Raw genomic sequence first — 17747 nt, forward strand, 5'->3', positions numbered from 1 at the left:
AAATTGTCGATTAATTGAGATGTTTCATGCAATAATCCAGCATAGCAATTATACACCTAAAGTTTTTTTGGGGAAAGTTTACAATTGCTTCGAACTAGCCTTTTTTTATTTTGGTATGGACATAAAACCATACACAGACACAACCGTCGCTCCTGCCGCTATTTTAGGTTGAAGTCGACTAAGCGCTTACGTTCACCCCCTAACCACCTGCTCTCACATACTTCACATTGATCCTGGCCTTCTCATCAAGGTATTTCTTCCAGCAATTATTATCCCTAGATGGATCGTTAGCCTGATCAGTGAAGTACACACCCAAGTCTTCATTTTCAAACATGAAGTAATCTCTTCCCTTCTGATTTCCGAAAAGAGCAACCAGTGCGTAGTTATAGCTGGAGCTGACTGCAATTCCTGTCTTTTGCATCGGTATTCTTCTCTGGATTTCTTCTATTGTATATGTGATCCCATCACCAGCCCCATCCCCATCCGCATCCAATGACTGGAGTAGTAGAGCAAAGAGCAGATCGGCATTGGATCGTAAAGTGATTTTCCCTATGTCGAAGGTCTCTGATGAGAATAAGCTCCAGTCATACTTTTTAGAAACTGCAGGGGCCACTTTAGAACGTGACACCGGAATGCCCTTCACCTTATGCTTCCCAAACATCATCAGGAACTTGTCTAGCTCCCGCTTATTCCCCTTGGCCTCTTTGACCGCTGGAAGCACGGATCGTACGAAGGCAGAAAAATCCGTGATGTCCTCTTGGCTTACAGGCACTCTCTTCCAAACCCAATCGGCCCTTACTGTCGACATGAGATAGTTCATTGCTCGAAAATTATGCTGATCTATGATTTCAACTTTCTTAGAGCATATTAGATGTGACAAAAATGCTATTGTAATGAAGGACTGATGACCTGCCAGTCGCTCTTCCCAAAAAGCAAAGATATCATCAAGTTCAAGTTTACCTTTCTCTGCAAACTCCGGCCAATGCCTTTGTAACTTGGCAATGATGACCTTATGTGCAGGTACAAAATTGGTTTTACCCCAATGACCATACTTCCATTCGAACGCTTTACTAATTTCATCATGTTCAACACTTTTAGGATCGGAAAAGCTTTCTTTCCACTTCAGGTATGGCTCTTCTGGATATTTCAATACCTCATACTTGGTTGTGTATTCTCCAAAATGTTCTGAAATGGTCTTGGCTATCGACTCGATTTCTTTCTTCGTCAATTCGGACATATACCGTTCCTCCAATTTCTCTTAGAATCAGTTTCCCACAAGCCATTTGGAATGTCATCCGTTGTGTGCTCTAAGTACGCACTACCACCCGTAGAATCCCATTTTCTTTCAGTCCACTCTTTTGACCTACATTTAGTGTCAGTGCTGTAAGAAGTGACCGCAACAGCCTAAAAGGAGCTTTTGAACCAAGTGACGCATTTTTAGGCAGGCAGTTGATAACTGTCACCCGAACAGTCAAATTGCAATAGAAATGCTTCTGCATTATCTGGACAGCAAAAGACCCTTCTGCATGGGTCACAGAAAGGGCCATACTAACTCTATTGATTAATAATTGTTCTGATTTCATTTAGCTTTTGCTGGCTAGACTTGTACCTGCTGTACAAATGGACTACAAGCTCATTAAGCTCTTCAATAATATTGATACGATCCTGCTTATCGTCAGCCTCAGTAAGCTTGTCCAATCTCGCCGTTATCATTCTCTTAACTCCAACTGAACTTCGTTCTCCCGCTCCGTAGACCTCAAAATATATGTCCCAATAATCATACTCAGGAAAATCTTCCGTCCAAATTTTAGAAATACGTTTCCCTTCCTTGGCAAGACGTACCATTACCTCAGTGTCTTTCTTATTCATATGCACTCCCCATCCTTCATATTTTAACTATTCTTGTTTACTTTCCTCTTCTTTAATTTGTACTAGTGACTCTTCAACGATAACTTTTAATTCATCCAGGAAGTCCCCTGATACATTATCATAAGTTATTTTGGGTTGTGGTATAGTTCTTTCAAAAATACTCCGGATCTCACTTGCCCTTTTAGCAGCTGAACCTGTGTCCTTATAAGAATGAGCGACAATCCACTGAGAGTGCAAATCCACTTTGAGACGTCTTTCAACAAGTTGATTTATCTTGTCGGACGTATTTTCAGATAACCGCTGAAGTACACTTTGCTTTTTGTCATCAGGAGCCGGAATAGACCATCCTCTTGGAACACTTAGAAATTCGTTTAGTCGTTGCATTAAATACCCTGCTAAATCACTTGCGGGTTTCAGGTCACTATACTCTGTAGTTTTAGACCAATTAGCAACACGATTGGATAAAGCTTTTATTCGCGTCCAGTGCTGTTTAGGAAATTGTGAGTTTCTTAATCCTAATAAACCAAGCCACTTTTGCATGAATAAATCTTCCGTTTCAGTTATTGCGATGACCAACCGTCCAAAGTCATACTGTGGTATAGGAATAAGTCCGTTTGGTAGTAGCGAAGCCGCCTTATCCGCTTTCAATACCACTGACTCTATAAAACTCTCCATTTCGGTAATTAGCTCATCTGACGGGTTTTTCAACTCTTGAGTATTTGGAAAAAAGTAAGCGTTTCTTTCCAAGTGATCCCTCAGTTGGCGGATCATCTTAGGATTTAGATTGTACGCCTCTTGCATCGCTTCTATAGCTCCTGTTTGAATACCTAAGACGTGGTCACGGCGATCATCGTCATCAATCATATTCGACCCTTGTACTTGATCAAAGCGAGTATATACAACCATTAGCTTATCCTGCTGACCGCGAGAAGAAGCTTCCCTTAAAATCACCTTAGGAATATCAAGCATCGGCTGAGTTGCATTGTCAACAAGAATTACAGCATCAATTTCTTTGAATTTGTTTGTAACATCCATAGGAATACTTGTTGTAATATTAGAGTCATGACCTATACCTTCCCCATCAACTAACACTAAACGAGGGGGAATTTCTGCTTCCCACCAGCTTGGTTTAAATGGCCCTTGAAGGCGGACACCATTCACAACTGGAGCCAGTAACTGACCAAACCTTCTTCCTTCATTTCCTGCAAACCATCTCATCATATTTACTACTTCAGTCTTATCTTCGGACTCATGATACCAAAATACGGGCCACCCACGAGTATCACGATGCATTTGCCCTGTTCGAATTAATTCAAATCGCGACTTAATAATCTTTAATATATAATGGACAAGTTCGTTAAATCGTTCTGTGTCTTCTCTTATCCACGTTTCGTAAAGCAGGTCAATAGCTTCGTCGACATTATCTTCATCCGGTGTAAATTCATCACGAGCTTCAGCTGCAAGGACTTTAACCTCATTTATGATGTAATTAATATCTGTTTGAAGGGATAGTTGATCTGGATACGGAGTATCTATTTCTTGATCCAATTGTTTAGTAATGCTAGTTTGTTTACCTGAGGAACGATACTGACCAAGCAGATAGCTTAAACGAAAGCGCTGTTCAGGATGAGACAATAAGGCCTTTGCAATAGTCTTTTCATCCTCACCAATCACCGCCCTTCTAAAGGCTTCCCAAACACATTCCTCTATAAGTTTTATGGCCTGAGCTTGGGAAATAAATGTAACAACTCCACTCCAGTCACCTTCAAGAAAAACGTATTCCGTATTACATGTTGTCGTACGACTTGATGAGATAGCAGGAAAGCTGATTTCATCTGGCTCTGTACCAATCATTTGTCGGATTACTGTTGTTTTACCTGCTCCAGTTGTACCCAGGAACATTACCCGTGCATATCCATCATCTTTGGATGGAAGTTCAATCTTCTCATTGCGAAGGTCCCAAGGGTCTCTTATTAAATCCTCCTCCATTTGATCATAAAATATATCAACAGCCTTACCGTGGAAAATCGTTTTCGCTTGTTGTTGCTCATTTAAAGACCAGTAATTCTCATCAGCAAGTATGCGTTTTAAATCATCTACAATTCTTTGGGCGTCTTCTTGATCAGTACCGAGACCTCGTCTGATTTTTCTCCCCTGTTTGCCTTCACGATCTTTTAATACCGGATGCCTAAATTCAACAGCCCAGCTATTAACTCCACCCTTTGTTAAACGTGCTGAATACATACTCCCACTCCCTTTTCAATGTTCCTGACTGTTCCGGTTGTTCGTAAATCTTATTTTAGGAACAACAAGGAACAATGTCAAGGGAAATTTTTCCTTAGCACTTAATATCTCTTGATAACACAAATGATCGCTAAGCTCATACGTTACATTAGCTGATAATTAAATTGCAATAGAAATGCTTCGACCCAGGGTCTCTCGCTTCATCTGGACAGCAAAAGACCCTTCTGCATAGTTCACAGAAGGGTCAGCGTTTAAAAAATGGTGTACCGTATTCTCATCGAAGTTCATATCGATTTGGTCGATGGTTTTTGAATCCTTGATTGTAATTTGCCTGATGACCAAATGCATTAAGGTCTTTCGTTGGTCAAAGGATGACGAGTCCAGCAGCTTATCAAACTTGTTCAGAAGAGCGCGGACAACTTCGTAGGAGACGGGCTCCGCATGGTCGTCTTTCATTTCAGCAGCCTGCTCTGTCTTTTTGACATGTAATCGTTCCAGTTCTTCACCAATATCATCAAGCCGCTTGGAGAACATTGTCTTATCTAAGCCGTTCATTTCGTACATGTCAAAGTACTTTCGCCGCTTCCCCTCCAGCTCTGTTATCTTAACCAGAATATGCTCAAGTTCCTGCTGGAGAGGTTTGACACGCTTCGTTTTCCTTTCATTAATGTTTTTCACGATGGCTTTGAGAATTTGGGGCTTTGCTAGTACTTCTTTAAGCCGTTCGATTACATAATTCTCTGCCTCCAGCTTCCGAATGCTGTTGGCGCTGCATACCTTGCTCCCCTTGTTACGGAAGTTGCTGCAAGAGTAGTATAGACGCGTGACCTTACTGCCGTCCTTCTTACGATTCTGAGTCCGATTAGCTACCATCGGTGCTCCACACTTTGGACAGCGGATCAGCCACGTTAGCAGGAACTCTCCATCGAACCGCTTTAGGGAGACCACTGATTTTTTCTTACGTAAATACTGCACTTTGTTCCATAGTTCTTCCGAAACAATAGCGGGATGAATCCCATCAAAAGTCTCTAGTTTGGTGTTAAGGCCCTTACGCCTTTTCTCACTCCAGTTTTCATACCTTCCATAACGTATCCTTCCAACGAAGAATGGATTGTCCAAAATCTCCTTCACACCGCTGATGGAGAAGGCTCCACCAGATCGGGTAACATACCCCTCATGGTTGAGTTCGTTCGCAATCGACTTAAAGCCTCGTCCGGTAGCGAATCGTTCAAATATCTTGAGAATAATGACTTCTTCCTCAGGAACAATCTCTACCTTTGATTCCCGACTCCGAACGCCATTCACGATGTCCTCTACACTTCGATATCCTAGCGGTAGCTTACCGTTGTGCTTCCCTGTCCTAGCACGTTGTTTGTGACCCATCTTAACATTGTCAACTATGGTATCACGTTCAAGCTGTCCTACAGCCCCCATGATATGCAACATGAATTTGCCGTGTGACGTTGAGGTGTCGAACTGTTCTGTCATGGACATAAACGCGACGTTATTTTTATTCAGAATATTAACGATTTGTGAAAGATGCTCTGCATTTCTCGCCAATCTATTAAACTTCCAAACCAGCACAGTATCGAATAAATTATTTTTTGCATCCTGAAGCATCTGCTGCAGCTCGAAGCGGTTATCCATGCTCTTACCACTGATACCTCTATCCACGTACTCGCGGTAGATTTCATAGTTATAGAGCTTAGAGTAGTCTGTCAGCGTTTTGAGTTGTGCATCGATGGAATAACCATGCTCAGCTTGCTCCTCCGTGCTTACACGAACGTATATAGCAACACGACGTAACTTATCCGATGTCATTAGCATGAGAATGTTCGCTCTAGTTCCAGCACGACTTGGCCTTGATTTAAACGGATTGGCTGTTGGTTTTGCATTATAATTCCTCCGTGTCATTTGTGAGTAGTATATGATTTAACGATGCGCTCCCATGTAAGACAGCTTTTGATATATCCTTGTCAGGGGGGAGCGTGATTTTATCAAATAAGCTCTTAAACAGCTTTTTTTGCTGTTCATGCGAGGAGGTTTGGACCATAGCCCACAAATTATTCAGTGCGGTAAGAATCTTATTGCTATCTACCAGTTGTATCTGTTGATTAGCTAGTTTTTCTTCAACACCTCGCAGGGCCTCTTGCTTAACAGCCTTCTGCTCTTCGAGTTCCTTAAGCCGCGTGACTAAGACCTCCTGAGGAATATGCTCCTCTTCAAATAACTCAAAGCATCTCTGCTGCCGCTGATCAAATGTAGCCAGTTCCTTAATCAGACCTCTCTTTTCATCCTCAAGAGGTTTACGGCTTAGATCCCGCTTATCGTTCACTGCCGCGATGATTTGATTCAGCAAAGGAGGTTTAGTCACAAGCTCCTGAATTTGTTGAGAGAACCAGTGCTCCATATCATCTGCACGAATCGCGTTTAAGCTACACGCAGCGGAGCCCTTACTCCTATAGATCGAGCATACATAGTAGTAGTTCTTCCGAATCGTCCCATTTTTGTTATAGCTCTTCGTGTGTGCTGCAACCATGCCGCACCCGCACTCAGGACATTTGAGCAATCCTGACAATGGAAAATGCCGTTTGATCGTCTTAGATGGCGGGTTCGATCGACTGCGTAGCTTGGCTTGGACTTGTTCCCACAATTCCAAAGCAATGATTGCTTCTTGTTCACCCTCCACCAGTTGTACCTCAGCGCCTGTATGGCGCTGGCTTGTACCAATGCGTATTTTGCCGATATAGTTGGGATTAGTCAGGATACCTCTCACCGTTGCGATGCCAAAAGCCAGACCTTTCTTGGTCCGATAGCCTGCAGCATTTAGTCGATTGGTGATTGCCTTGTACCCTAATCCATCTGCATACATGGTAAAAATAGTTTGGACTATCTCAGCCTCAGGTTCCACAACTTCAAGCTGTTGCTGTCCAGGGTCAGGATTCTTATGCCACCGGTAACCGAGCACCATGTTCCCGCTATTCCAGCATCCCTGCCGATTACGCTCTTGTACTGCTAAACGGACATTATCACAAATCTGTTCTCGTTCTAGCTCAGCAATAGCACTCAGCACCTGTACGACAAAGCTGCCCATCGTCGTATCTGTATTAATGTCTTCAGTCACGCTCTTTATTCCGACATTGCTCTTATTAAGTATTTTCACCATATGCAGCAAGTCACTATGGTTGCGTGAAAGCCGATTTAGCTTCCAGACTAAGACGTTTTGAAAACATCCCTGCTGCGCATCCAAAAGTAACTGCTGCAAAAGGGGTCTGCCCTGAATCGACTTCGCTGATTTTCCTGCATCTATATATGATTTGTATATAGTTAGATTGTGCCGTCGGCAGTATGCCTTAAGCATATCCATCTGACCATCTATGCTGTAACCATCCACCTGCTCATCTGTGGAGACCCGAATGTAGAGGGCTACTGTTGATTCCATTAGGCTGACCTCCTATTCTCAGGCGACCATTTGGTAGTCTGCTGTCCCAAGAAGTTGTGAGGTCAGTTCATGATTGGCCAGTTCTTCCATTTCCAGCAATTCGACTGGCTCCAGCCAGAGCATAACTTCTGCACGATATGACGCCCTTCTCTCTTGCATGGAAATGTAGTTGATAACCATGTCCGAGAGCAAATCAATAGCGGATTCAAACTCGTACTGTACATTAAAGCCCTCTCTCATAGCAGCTCCCCCTTTGAAGTATGTCGTCAAAACAAGAGCACCGCCCTTAGAAGCAAACTTGTTTACTCTATTTAGTGATTTCTACTGCTTTTAATGATTTCGATTGTTATTTGAAGCGCTACGATAATGAGATTAATAACCCTTGGATTCCTCTGTCCCACCCTCTCAATATTCTGATGTGGCAAGAGCATCGTCACATACTCATCGCTATCAATTATCCACACGGTAATGCCATGCAGCGGCGTATTAACACCCGAATAACTAATGGATTTAATCCGCTTCGGTTGCTCTTGAGAGTGGATGATCTTTTGAACCATATGACTTCCCTCGTTCTCAGTAGTCAAATCAAATACTTGAAGGTAGTCCATCTGTACGTTGCTTTGGATTTGTTCATCCAGTAACGCCCATAGAAGCAGTTGCAGTTCAGGGTTGAGCTCATTATTTACGCCTCGCGTTACGTATCTCTGGGAATCAAATGTATAACACATCTACATCAATCCCCTTTCCTTCATGCTTGTAAATTGAATGCCTTCTCCAAGAATAAGATGGTCGAGTAGATCGATGCCAAGCAGGCAGCCGCTATCCCGCAGTCGCTCTGTTATCTCAATGTCCTCAGGGCTGGGATCTGGCTGGCCTGACGGATGATTATGGCAGGCAATAATGGAAGCAGAGTTGGCAAGAATCGCAAGCTTGAACGTCTCCCTGGGATGAACAATTGAGGCATTCAGCGACCCGTAGGATACTTGATGCATAGCGGTCGGTTCATTTTTAGTGTTGAGGCAAAGGATACAGAATGATTCCCGATCACAATCACCGATGAATTGGCGGAACAAATCAACCGCATCCTGAGGCGAGCGAATCACGCGATTAGGGTAGAGCAGCGATGTTTTCTCTCGTACCATTCGTAGAGAAACAACCTCTATTCGTTTTGCTGGTATTTGCTTGGAGGTTTTCATTAGAAGTCCTCCTTAGCCAGGCATCCAGATTGCTCTGTAAACCACTGTTCCAATTCTGGCCTTAAAGCGCCCCTGAGTGCGTAAATCAGCAGAAAACACTCGTTGTCGGGCATCAGGCAGGCTCGATACATACGAATTCCATCGGGCAGTTCTACCAGTTCTACGTACTCTGGAGTCGAATTCAGCAAATCCAGACCGTTGGAGCTAGCTAACAGACTTTCGTTACCATCTTTGAATTCAAACACAGCCATAATGTATCCGTGAGCCTCCATTAAGTAGGGCTGTTCTTCATCATGATGGAGTGCTGTTTGCAATGATTCATATTCGGTTCTTAGGTATCCTTTCACAGCAGCAGGATATTGGTCGCTTTCAAGCAGTTTACCAATATGTTCTTCACTCGTAATGGTTTGCATTGAACTCATCTCCTATAGAAGTTTTCCTGAAAGAATCAGGATTCTATAGGAATAATATCTGCTTAAAATCTATTTATTTACATTATTAACCTATTATCTTATATATTAGAAGGGACAATACAGAGTGCTTACACACTAACGTTGCCCCTTTCCGCAATAATCAGGTCATCAACGAATACCACACTGCTGCTTGTCCCCTATGATTCTTCTACCATAGGAAAGACCTCATCGACATAGCACCAAGTTTGACCTGAAGCTAATTCCTTGTGCTGAATCCTAATATAGCAATCCATATCAATTAAATTATCACTATCAAATTGGTCCGGTACATAGCCAAGAAATGATTGTAATACAGATGCTAAGCGGCAGTTTTCACGGTACGGGAGAAAGTATCTCTCCCTAACCGTCCGAAGGAACTGGCCAACAGCAGCCTGGTAAACGATAACTATTTGATCGCATAGGTTATCTCCAACCTTCACCGCAGAGTCAATGTAAACATAGAGTATAACTGCTTGATAAATACCTTCGGGAATATAGCCACCATCGTTTCGACTGAGACGTAAAATCGCCATATTTTTATTCCTCGTTACTTTCTGATTCGTCTGATTCGTCACTTTCAAATAGGAGTGCGGCGTCAAAAGATGGCGAACTCTTTATTTGTGACCTTTTAGCAAGCGCTGATTTAATTCCAGAAATGGGGAGAACCTTTGTCTTCTTCATTATACTTGGAATTGATAAATCCATTGTTGATGGAGATACACTATTAGTGATAGCTGGAATAACCTCCAATGTGTCATTATCGGTAGCATGTAGAAGAGGTAGGACCTCCTTAACTCCGTTCCACAAATTGCCATCGGAAAGATACCTGTGTTCAATCAAAACGCGGCATGACAGACCTATAAGTTGATCCGTGTCCAACTCTTCGGGTATGCCACCAAGCAAGGTCGTTATTACCCGTCCCAACCTACTCTCTGGGATAAGTGGGAGATTGTACCGTTCACTTACATTTGTTTGCATGCCCTGATCGTCCAGCTTAAATACGATTCTCAGTATATCTCTGGTTCCAAAGTTGGTTGTCGTGTTGGGGAGATAGTCCACCCTATCCACTTCACCTTGATAGCATTTATTATCTTCTGGTTGAGCCGATCTCCGGATTATAGCCATGAAAGATTCCCCCGATTAGTCGTATTTAGTAACTTAGTACAATGAAAGTACGGATAAAGCGCTGATTGAATCATTCAAAAGACCTTGAAGCGTTTGGGATAGTGCAGAAGTGCGGATCATAGAAAAAACTTTCTAAATATGATTCTGAACCTACCATTTTCTATAAATATTATTCTTTAATGTAATTGCACTTCTGCACTTTCCTATATGGCATAAGCATTTAGAGTCAACATTAGATGCACTGCATCTGCACTGCTCTGCCCTACAATTTATTAGCGATTGAGAGTAATAGCTGTTGGAGGTTTTATTTTCCACTTAATGCGGCGAAAGTACCTCTTCCCATTACTGTCTTGTGTAAAAACGGGTATTTCCATCTCAGTGAGCACCGATCTGAATAGTGACCACAGCCGCTGCCCTGACATTTTCGTTATTTCATCATACCCATTCCTTCTCGACCATGTTTCTATAACTGTACGTATCTCATCGCGGCTCAACCTTTCTGAATCATCACCTACTGATATATAGGCTTGAACAAAGTAAATCAGCGGATTCTGCTCTTGTTTATATTGGTTCAAAAGCTCATCTACTCTATCAGAGGTTGTTAGCCTAAACTCTTGCTCACGAAGTCGATTCAGACCTTCAAGAGCCCAATTTAAGATACCAGGCAGTTCCTTCGTCAATTCATCAATAAGTTTAAGATCCTGCTCGTCATCCTTAAATTTTCGGCTAAAAGGAAATAGGAGGAGCCTTCGGTAGAGCCCATATGAGCGATCATTGGTAAAAGGCAACGTATTGACAGCAAAGATAAATTTAGATGTCGGAGAATAGCTGAATGAATTCTCATACTTTCGTTCAACCGTAATGTCATCCCCCCGATGAGCTGCTTAAAAATTTCGCTCTGGAATCCACGTTGACCAACCTCATTTTCAGCCGCGATATTCACCGTTTTACCAACAAGGTTTGCTAATCGAAAGGGGTTTCCTAAATCCTTAAGCGAAAGATTAGAGACATTCTGTCCCCCTACTAGTAACGTGATTAACCTTGTAAGGACACCTTTTCCATTGGAACCAGTTCCAACAAAGAAAAATGCTTTCTGAATGCATGTTTCAGCTGAAAGAATATAACCCAATATCTCTTGTAAGAGAGCCATAAGTGAAGTATCTCCTTGTGTAATCTCTTCTACAAAACGAATAAATCTCGGAGCAATAAACTTCGGAACGTAATTCAAATCAATCTGGACCGTCGAATAGTACTCAGGCGAGTGCGGGAGAAGCTCCTTCGTCACCATATCAAGCATTCCGTTCTTCAGATTTATAAGATGTTTATTAGGGTTTAACCGATCTACCTGCGGCGTTTCTAGCTTGAGTACCTGCATATACTCTCTGCTGAAACTGCTATGGTACAAGTTTTCTTGGGCTTCATGGATGATCTCACGAGTAAGAATGAGCAACTCATGTTCCGTGATATCAATCCATTGACCACGACTGATATGATAAATATGGAACAAACTGTTATTGTAAAGTAAACGAAGGCGCTTTAGCACATAGTCAACAAATATGTTTGCATTAAGTCGTATTTTACCTTGTTCATCTTGATAAAAGCCACGTACCTCTAGCTTCTTTTTTACGTCATCATTTAAGGGATCCTCGTCAGTTGGAATGGCGTAATCTTGAAGTTTAAATTTAGAATTTTTGCTGCTCATGGTTGCTATCACTACCCTTCGATTGTAAGTCCCGCAATTAGCGTCAATTGTGTAAGAAGCAACAGACGCTAATTGAGGCATATTTTTAATTAAATGAAGACTTTAATGTGTTATCTCGCATCAACCACTTCAATTTTTTGCGGCGAGTACTTCTTAGTTTGTGCATAAAAATCAAGCCTTCTTTTCGACATAATCTGAACACCTATGCCAAATGTAGTGATGAATTGCTCCTCACGTTCACTTAATTCGTTTGGGCTATCAGCAAATACTCCCGTATTAAACTGTCCTTTTGTAAAATCAAACGTACCAATATACTTCGAAAAGTTATTGATCAACATCCAATAATGCTCAACATCTGTAAACAATAGCGGAATTGGAGGGTACCAGTCAGCACTTACGTGCAAGTCAGAAATATCTGAAATAAAAACTCGGTCAGGAGGGCAGCTAGTATTGCTTAGAGCTTGCGTTAAGTCTTGTAGTGCCTTTTCTTTATTTGGATATTGAGACAACTTCGTGTCTTGATAGTTGTCAAACTCAGCATTAAGCCTGTACATCGGTGATTTCCCATCACACAAATGTTTGATTCCGCCGAAATCTTCTAAGCTCAGTTTCAATTGTGCCTTCGGTTGCAGGTTATTTGTAAACATGGTTAACGCACTCTCCTAATGGTTTAGTATTGTATTCGGAAAATAAAGTACTTACGCTGCTTGAAGCTCATAGCTGAGAGGAATTCACCAGCAATCACAAACAGTGAAAATGACTTTATAGTCGGTCAAATCGACTGAAGCCATTCTCTTGTCAATTTCCTGCCCATACTTTCCATTGGCGACCGTGATAACATCTCTTATGTCGTAAAGACGCGGCCCTTCACCTCTGTAGCTAGTAAACCGCATCTCATCATTGGCCTCTTCGTATTCAATGACTTTAAAAGTACTAAGAACGGTTTGACGAATGGATTCCTTTCTTTCTTGGGAATCTCCAGCAACCTTGAAGACAAGCTCGAAATCTGGCATCATCATTTCAGTATTTCCGTCCACTTCATGGGTAAGACGGATCATGGCAGAATGTCTTTCGCTCTTCATCATCTCACTAATCTTGCAAGAAGCTCCTTCGATGCCCATTTCGCGGATGAGAACATACAATGGTTTGTAAGCTTCTTCAAAAAGGTTTTGGTTATTGCGGTCACGAATTTGAATCTCAATCTTCTTTGGCATTGTAGATTGCTCCTTTTGTTTTGCAGGCCCTCGGGGTCTGGAAGGTGTGTTTTCTCTTTACATTTTGTATTGTGCCATGACATTGATATTTAGGCATTTGGGCAAAATCAGATGAGGAAAAACCCAATGGAAATGCAAAATAATCCGTTGACATTGTCAACGGATTATGATAATAATATCTATTTATCTTTTTACTTATCTTTTGGGGTAGTATACTGCTTAAATATGGCATTGAGAACGCCATTTAATCTATATAATGTATCAATGCGCTCTTCATAGGTCTTATTTTTGTCGCTAGTAACTGTCACTAGTCCCTCCATGCCTTCTTTCAGAATCTCCATAGTCTTCCTTCTCTGTAGTCGAAGCTCATGTTGACTAAGTAATTCTATAATCCCATGCCATGATTTGTATAAATCCTCATTTTCAATATTCTTACACTTTTCAAGCATTCGCTCACGGAACTCTAAAGCAATCTTATCGTCTTCCTCTATGCTCTTTCCTGCTGGTTTTCCTTTTGTAAACTTGGAAAGATAATTGCCTTGCACCATTTCAGTTACCAGATCTTTGATAAACCTTTCTTCTTCCACAAAGAAACAGTATTGTCTTCCGTTTTCCTTTAAATTCTTCATATTCATATCCCCAAAACGCATCAAATCCATAAATCTATCATAAAGCGTATCTTTGCTTAGAAATAGTTGATTGCTTAGTTCCCCCATGATTTCAAAAAGGTACTTTCTGCTTTCTAATCGGCTCAGCGTTTCAATGATTTCTGTCCAAATACCACTCAATTCCGGATCGCCAATGGCCTCAGCTAACTTAAGCATCCTATCTCTAAAGGCGACCGCATCTGTATCCTTTTCATTAAACGTGTCGCTTATTGTCTCTTTTTCCAACCTCTTTAAAAAAGGGCCTTCAAGTTCGATTATGACTTCCTTCACTATTACTTCTTCAGATGTATCAAAATATATTTCCTTTTTTTCCTTCGGATCAATATCCAGATTTGACACAAAATTTAACAGATGCACAAATTGCTTATACACTTCATCTTTCCTGCTGCTTATCTTACGATAATCCCTCAAATCCTTTACAAAGTCAGTAAGAGACTTACACTCATTGATTTTGTGGTCACACCAATGGTCCAATCCAATCACCTCGAGATGGGTTTTACATACTATTATAGCCCAGCTTATCTCAAAAAAAGAAACGCCCAATAGAAATTGGACGCCACAGTTTTATTACGAGCTATTAAGGCGTTGATTCACATTCGGGGTATTGCTCCAACCACGATGTTTCTTTACCAAAGAATAAACAATACCATACAAAAAATGAATTTCTCATATGAGGGAAAGAAATCTACTGGGACTCCATTTTCCTTAAAAGTTTCAGCTTAAGCTTCGGCTGTAACTCCCCTTGTTCACTGGTTATTTGAATATCGGTATCGATATCGTAATTCTTGAATAATGCAACAACTAGAATAACGGCTAGCGCAATAATTGCGGTTATGACAATAGACTCCGTTATGCCGACAGCAACTAAGGCTCCGGCCGACACTACTGGCGGAGCCTTCTCCAACGCAGCCAGTTTATGCTTGGCCTTATAACCTGCGCTGACATGTTTAGCTAGCTCTCCTACAACGATGATTGTACCGTATCTCTTGCTTACAGCATCCTCCAGCTCCGCCTTGGTGCTGATCGTGACTTGCCGATCTGAGAACGTCTGTGCTTGCCGGAATCGCTTGTTGTCTTGTTTCTCTGCTCTTCTCACCGCTGCTTCCGATTTTGTCATATCAATTTTGTTTTTCAGCATGTCAAAAAAAAGAATTGCCAAGTGCTACGCCTCCATTCCACTATCTATTATTTATAGATTCCCCATGTCCTTTAGAAGCGACATGGGGACTTGTAAATTTATAAAGACTGGTTACTTCGTAGCAGCTTCCAGAAGCGTTAGGATGTCAGCATATCCATTATCCCTTGCCGTACTTAGAGCAAAGTCATTTGGAACTGCACCTGCTTGAAGCAGCAGCTTCACGGTTGAAGCTTTTCCGCTGTATGCTGCTGAACTAAGCGGTGACGTAAAGGAATAGCCTAAATTCGGGTCGGCACCCTGCGAGAGCAGATACGTGACGATTTCGTCGTTGCCTTTAAGAGCTGCTGCCATCAGCGGAGTCCGGTTTTGGGGTAGAGCGTTAGCATCGACATGGTTTGTTCCGACTAGACGCTGTACCTCGCTAAGCACTCCGTCCTCAGCCGCCTGTACGAGACCCATCTCGCCTGTGTAACTCGTCACTGTGCCTTTATCCAGACGCGCCTGTGCCTCATCGTCAAACTCGATGGTCTCACCTTTGCCGCGTTCTGCTTGCAACTGATACTCTTCTAATGCAGTAAAGATGTTACCGGCTACAAAAACTGTCACAGGGGCATCGTACTGGTTGCCTTGACGATTGATCACACTGATTTGCGACTTGCCTGCGGAGATTCCCACCATTTCGATGACATCTTCTTTAGCCAGCTTCTTAGAACCGGCGTAGAAAATCTGGAAGAACAGGCCACCGCTTTCACTCTCTCCATAGGCCATAGTCGTGATCTGTCCATTTTTTGCGGTCAAATCCTGTACGTCAAAGATTCGGATTCGACTAACCTCAGTAATTGTGGAGCTGTACTGGGCTGGATTCTTTGACATATTAGCTGAACTTACCTGTTTAGCTTTGTCGTAGAGAGAGAACTTGTCCCGATTAGTCGCAAAGAACGCGTCACTGTTACTCTCCAGAATCTTATAGGTAGCATCTGGCATCTTAACACCTGTTGACGTTTCGCTCTTTATCACGTCCCGCATGACAGTGGCATAGCCTTTATACACCCCGCTATCCGCTTTCGGAAGCTGGGATTTGTCAGTTGAAATGAGGACGGAACGAGAAGTGCTATCCCATTCGACCTTCTCACCAAGAGCTTCACCGATGAAGCGTAGCGGCACCATTGTACTGCCATTTATGATTTGTGGAGCAGCGTCCAATGCCACTTTGGTTTCCCCGATCCAAGCGCCTTTCCAACCAATCTGCAAGCGAATGACCTTTTCACCTTTTGTAGCGTCGATGATTTGCTGCTTGCCATCCCACTTGACCGTTGCACCTAGTGCCTCGAAAATGGCCCGCATGGGAACCAATGTTGATCCGTCCTTGATGATTGCCGATTGTTCGAAGGTTTGTAGTTTTCCTTTCAGGTACACGTTGATCGTACTGTCCGCTAGAGCAGTCCCAGCTTGTGCGAGCAGCATTGTAGCGACGGTAAGAGTGGTGATGATTCGGTTTTTCATTTGCATTGATAGATTCCTCCGTTAGTTCTGATAAAGTAGTATAAAATAATATAAAACATGATTCGGTAATACTTTAAAATATAGTTAGGGCATTGTACCCACACTAAAAGATGTAATTTGTATCCTTTTTATTATCTATGGATGTTATATTTTAGTCAAATACCATTTGTAGTGTGTTAAGTCCAAGAAGCCCCTCAGGTAAGCTTTTCTTGAGGTGGTATTTGTGTCTGATGTGGTGAAGAGAGTCGGAGATAGGATACGTCGGCTGCGTAAGGATAAAGGATTATCCCAAGAGCAGTTAGCCGAGTTATCCGGTTTACATACGAATTATGTGGGTCAGGTGGAGCGCGGGGAGAAGAATCTAACGATCGAGACATTGCAGAAGATTGTTGGTGGATTGGGAGTGTCGTTAGAGGAACTATTCCGATACCTTGATCCGATGGAGCGTAAGGATACTTTGGGACAGATTGTGGAGATGCTGTCCGAGCGTTCTGCGCAAGACCAGGTAATGGCCTTAAGAGTGCTACAAACCGTATTAGATTGGGAGAAATCAAAGGATTAGAGTTAGACATTGGGTTCCTTGGTATACTAAGACAATAGGAGATGATATTAATGACAACTGAAAACGATATGCACGGTGAAAAGCCCTATATTGATATTAATGAATTGAACAGCTTCGTGTCTCGAAAAACGGGTCATGATGCTGACCTGATTCAAACTGTTATTGGTTACTCAGACGAGTACATTAACAACAAAGAAGAAGATGAGAATGGCGAAGTTCAAATCGATAATGACGAGCTCATAGTTCATATTTTAAAACAGCAGGACATTGCTTTAACTGAGAAAGAAGTGGAGGAAATACTGGAGGCAGAGTTGGAGTTTTTAGAGATAAAGGGCATTGCTGTTCCAGAGGAATAAAATATTCCATCATTTAGTCGACTATAGGCTTGCTGTCCATGTATCGGGCTGTGAGTCTTTTTTCTATTCGAACAAGTAGCAGTTCACGTTCCAACTTGACTTGAACCTCGTGCATCGCAGCAGCGATCTCTCGTACGGTCGGGAGGTGAATCGGCCCGTCCTTTTTGAAGAGCATCTGAAGCACAGCGTCTATGGTCTCGGAGCAGGTCTCGATACGGTTAACCAGCGTATCCTCACTTTCTACGAGTGATTCGTAATTGGATCTATTCTGCATTA

The 17747-nt window shown here is 42.3% G+C and carries 20 protein-coding genes; 2 read left to right on the forward strand and 18 right to left on the reverse strand.

Going from position 1 to position 17747, the window contains the following annotated elements; genetic code table 11:
• Positions 1–199: 199 nt before the first annotated feature.
• The 17 genes from B9T62_RS31525 to B9T62_RS31610 all read right to left on the reverse strand — a co-directional run bounded on the left by B9T62_RS31525 (position 200) and on the right by B9T62_RS31610 (position 16559).
• Positions 200–1237 carry a hypothetical protein gene (locus B9T62_RS31525; RefSeq protein ID WP_087918877.1) on the reverse strand — a complete coding sequence of 346 codons (1038 nt, stop codon included), beginning with the start codon at positions 1235–1237 and terminating at the stop codon, positions 200–202.
• A gap of 317 nt (positions 1238–1554) precedes the next feature.
• Positions 1555–1869: a hypothetical protein gene (locus B9T62_RS31530; protein ID WP_087918878.1), complete on the reverse strand. Its 315-nt coding sequence runs from the start codon at positions 1867–1869 to the stop codon at positions 1555–1557.
• 27 nt (positions 1870–1896) lie between these two features.
• Entirely contained in the window at positions 1897–4113 is a 2217-nt protein-coding gene (locus B9T62_RS31535) for a hypothetical protein (protein ID WP_087918879.1), read from the reverse strand.
• Between the two features lie 159 nt (positions 4114–4272).
• Positions 4273–5940, reverse strand: coding sequence for a recombinase family protein (locus B9T62_RS31540; RefSeq protein ID WP_169834460.1), 1668 nt, complete (start codon positions 5938–5940; stop codon positions 4273–4275).
• A 67-nt stretch (positions 5941–6007) separates the two neighbouring features.
• The gene (locus B9T62_RS31545) at positions 6008–7555 is read right to left on the reverse strand and encodes a recombinase family protein (RefSeq protein ID WP_087918881.1); all 1548 of its coding nucleotides are present in this window, start codon (positions 7553–7555) and stop codon (positions 6008–6010) included.
• Between the two features lie 18 nt (positions 7556–7573).
• Entirely contained in the window at positions 7574–7795 is a 222-nt protein-coding gene (locus B9T62_RS31550) for a hypothetical protein (protein ID WP_087918882.1), read from the reverse strand.
• 71 nt (positions 7796–7866) lie between these two features.
• Positions 7867–8283 (reverse strand): DUF960 family protein, encoded by a 417-nt coding sequence (locus tag B9T62_RS31555; RefSeq protein ID WP_087918883.1) that lies wholly within the window; start codon positions 8281–8283, stop codon positions 7867–7869.
• Positions 8284–8751, reverse strand: a complete 468-nt coding sequence (locus B9T62_RS31560; protein ID WP_087918884.1) for a JAB domain-containing protein — start codon at positions 8749–8751, stop codon at positions 8284–8286.
• Positions 8751–9164: a hypothetical protein gene (locus tag B9T62_RS31565; RefSeq protein WP_087918885.1), complete on the reverse strand. Its 414-nt coding sequence runs from the start codon at positions 9162–9164 to the stop codon at positions 8751–8753. The genes B9T62_RS31560 and B9T62_RS31565 overlap by 1 nt, the downstream gene beginning before the upstream one ends.
• A 197-nt stretch (positions 9165–9361) precedes the next feature.
• Positions 9362–9736, reverse strand: a complete 375-nt coding sequence (locus tag B9T62_RS31570; RefSeq protein ID WP_087918886.1) for a hypothetical protein — start codon at positions 9734–9736, stop codon at positions 9362–9364.
• 4 nt (positions 9737–9740) lie between these two features.
• Entirely contained in the window at positions 9741–10328 is a 588-nt protein-coding gene (locus tag B9T62_RS31575) for a hypothetical protein (RefSeq protein WP_087918887.1), read from the reverse strand.
• A 676-nt stretch (positions 10329–11004) separates the two neighbouring features.
• A complete protein-coding gene (locus B9T62_RS31585; protein ID WP_157794088.1) occupies positions 11005–12030 on the reverse strand; it encodes a DNA primase family protein in 1026 nt (341 codons plus the stop codon).
• Between the two features lie 110 nt (positions 12031–12140).
• Complete coding sequence (locus tag B9T62_RS31590; RefSeq protein ID WP_087918890.1) at positions 12141–12677, reverse strand: hypothetical protein; 537 nt, start codon at positions 12675–12677, stop codon at positions 12141–12143.
• An 84-nt stretch (positions 12678–12761) separates the two neighbouring features.
• A complete protein-coding gene (locus tag B9T62_RS31595; RefSeq protein WP_087918891.1) occupies positions 12762–13244 on the reverse strand; it encodes a hypothetical protein in 483 nt (160 codons plus the stop codon).
• A gap of 191 nt (positions 13245–13435) precedes the next feature.
• Positions 13436–14284, reverse strand: coding sequence for a hypothetical protein (locus B9T62_RS31600; RefSeq protein WP_157794089.1), 849 nt, complete (start codon positions 14282–14284; stop codon positions 13436–13438).
• Positions 14285–14597: 313 nt separating this feature from the next.
• Positions 14598–15071: a hypothetical protein gene (locus B9T62_RS31605; RefSeq protein ID WP_087918893.1), complete on the reverse strand. Its 474-nt coding sequence runs from the start codon at positions 15069–15071 to the stop codon at positions 14598–14600.
• A 90-nt stretch (positions 15072–15161) separates the two neighbouring features.
• Positions 15162–16559 carry a stalk domain-containing protein gene (locus tag B9T62_RS31610; RefSeq protein ID WP_087918894.1) on the reverse strand — a complete coding sequence of 466 codons (1398 nt, stop codon included), beginning with the start codon at positions 16557–16559 and terminating at the stop codon, positions 15162–15164.
• A 217-nt stretch (positions 16560–16776) separates the two neighbouring features.
• Here B9T62_RS31610 and B9T62_RS31615 point away from each other — a divergent pair, with 217 nt between their 5' ends.
• Positions 16777–17115: a helix-turn-helix domain-containing protein gene (locus B9T62_RS31615; protein ID WP_087918895.1), complete on the forward strand. Its 339-nt coding sequence runs from the start codon at positions 16777–16779 to the stop codon at positions 17113–17115.
• Between the two features lie 50 nt (positions 17116–17165).
• Positions 17166–17471, forward strand: coding sequence for a hypothetical protein (locus B9T62_RS31620; protein WP_087918896.1), 306 nt, complete (start codon positions 17166–17168; stop codon positions 17469–17471).
• A gap of 13 nt (positions 17472–17484) precedes the next feature.
• Here B9T62_RS31620 and B9T62_RS31625 read toward each other — a convergent pair whose 3' ends face one another.
• Positions 17485–17745, reverse strand: coding sequence for a hypothetical protein (locus B9T62_RS31625; protein WP_087918897.1), 261 nt, complete (start codon positions 17743–17745; stop codon positions 17485–17487).
• Positions 17746–17747: the final 2 nt, after the last annotated feature.

Source organism: Paenibacillus donghaensis (assembly GCF_002192415.1).
GTDB lineage: Bacteria > Bacillota > Bacilli > Paenibacillales > Paenibacillaceae > Paenibacillus_AQ > Paenibacillus_AQ donghaensis.

Excerpts from the sequence above, each read along its gene's own strand:
- B9T62_RS31525 (WP_087918877.1), bottom strand. The coding sequence starts at position 1,237 with ATGTCCGAATTGACGAAGAAAGAAATCGAGTCGATAGCCAAGACCATT.
- B9T62_RS31530 (WP_087918878.1), bottom strand. The coding sequence starts at position 1,869 with ATGAATAAGAAAGACACTGAGGTAATGGTACGTCTTGCCAAGGAAGGG.
- B9T62_RS31535 (WP_087918879.1), bottom strand. The coding sequence starts at position 4,113 with ATGTATTCAGCACGTTTAACAAAGGGTGGAGTTAATAGCTGGGCTGTT.
- B9T62_RS31540 (WP_169834460.1), bottom strand. The coding sequence starts at position 5,940 with ATGCTAATGACATCGGATAAGTTACGTCGTGTTGCTATATACGTTCGT.
- B9T62_RS31545 (WP_087918881.1), bottom strand. The coding sequence starts at position 7,555 with ATGGAATCAACAGTAGCCCTCTACATTCGGGTCTCCACAGATGAGCAG.
- B9T62_RS31550 (WP_087918882.1), bottom strand. The coding sequence starts at position 7,795 with ATGAGAGAGGGCTTTAATGTACAGTACGAGTTTGAATCCGCTATTGAT.
- B9T62_RS31555 (WP_087918883.1), bottom strand. The coding sequence starts at position 8,283 with ATGTGTTATACATTTGATTCCCAGAGATACGTAACGCGAGGCGTAAAT.
- B9T62_RS31560 (WP_087918884.1), bottom strand. The coding sequence starts at position 8,751 with ATGAAAACCTCCAAGCAAATACCAGCAAAACGAATAGAGGTTGTTTCT.
- B9T62_RS31565 (WP_087918885.1), bottom strand. The coding sequence starts at position 9,164 with ATGCAAACCATTACGAGTGAAGAACATATTGGTAAACTGCTTGAAAGC.
- B9T62_RS31570 (WP_087918886.1), bottom strand. The coding sequence starts at position 9,736 with ATGGCGATTTTACGTCTCAGTCGAAACGATGGTGGCTATATTCCCGAA.
- B9T62_RS31575 (WP_087918887.1), bottom strand. The coding sequence starts at position 10,328 with ATGGCTATAATCCGGAGATCGGCTCAACCAGAAGATAATAAATGCTAT.
- B9T62_RS31585 (WP_157794088.1), bottom strand. The coding sequence starts at position 12,030 with ATGAGCAGCAAAAATTCTAAATTTAAACTTCAAGATTACGCCATTCCA.
- B9T62_RS31590 (WP_087918890.1), bottom strand. The coding sequence starts at position 12,677 with ATGTTTACAAATAACCTGCAACCGAAGGCACAATTGAAACTGAGCTTA.
- B9T62_RS31595 (WP_087918891.1), bottom strand. The coding sequence starts at position 13,244 with ATGCCAAAGAAGATTGAGATTCAAATTCGTGACCGCAATAACCAAAAC.
- B9T62_RS31610 (WP_087918894.1), bottom strand. The coding sequence starts at position 16,559 with ATGCAAATGAAAAACCGAATCATCACCACTCTTACCGTCGCTACAATG.
- B9T62_RS31620 (WP_087918896.1), top strand. The coding sequence starts at position 17,166 with ATGACAACTGAAAACGATATGCACGGTGAAAAGCCCTATATTGATATT.
- B9T62_RS31625 (WP_087918897.1), bottom strand. The coding sequence starts at position 17,745 with ATGCAGAATAGATCCAATTACGAATCACTCGTAGAAAGTGAGGATACG.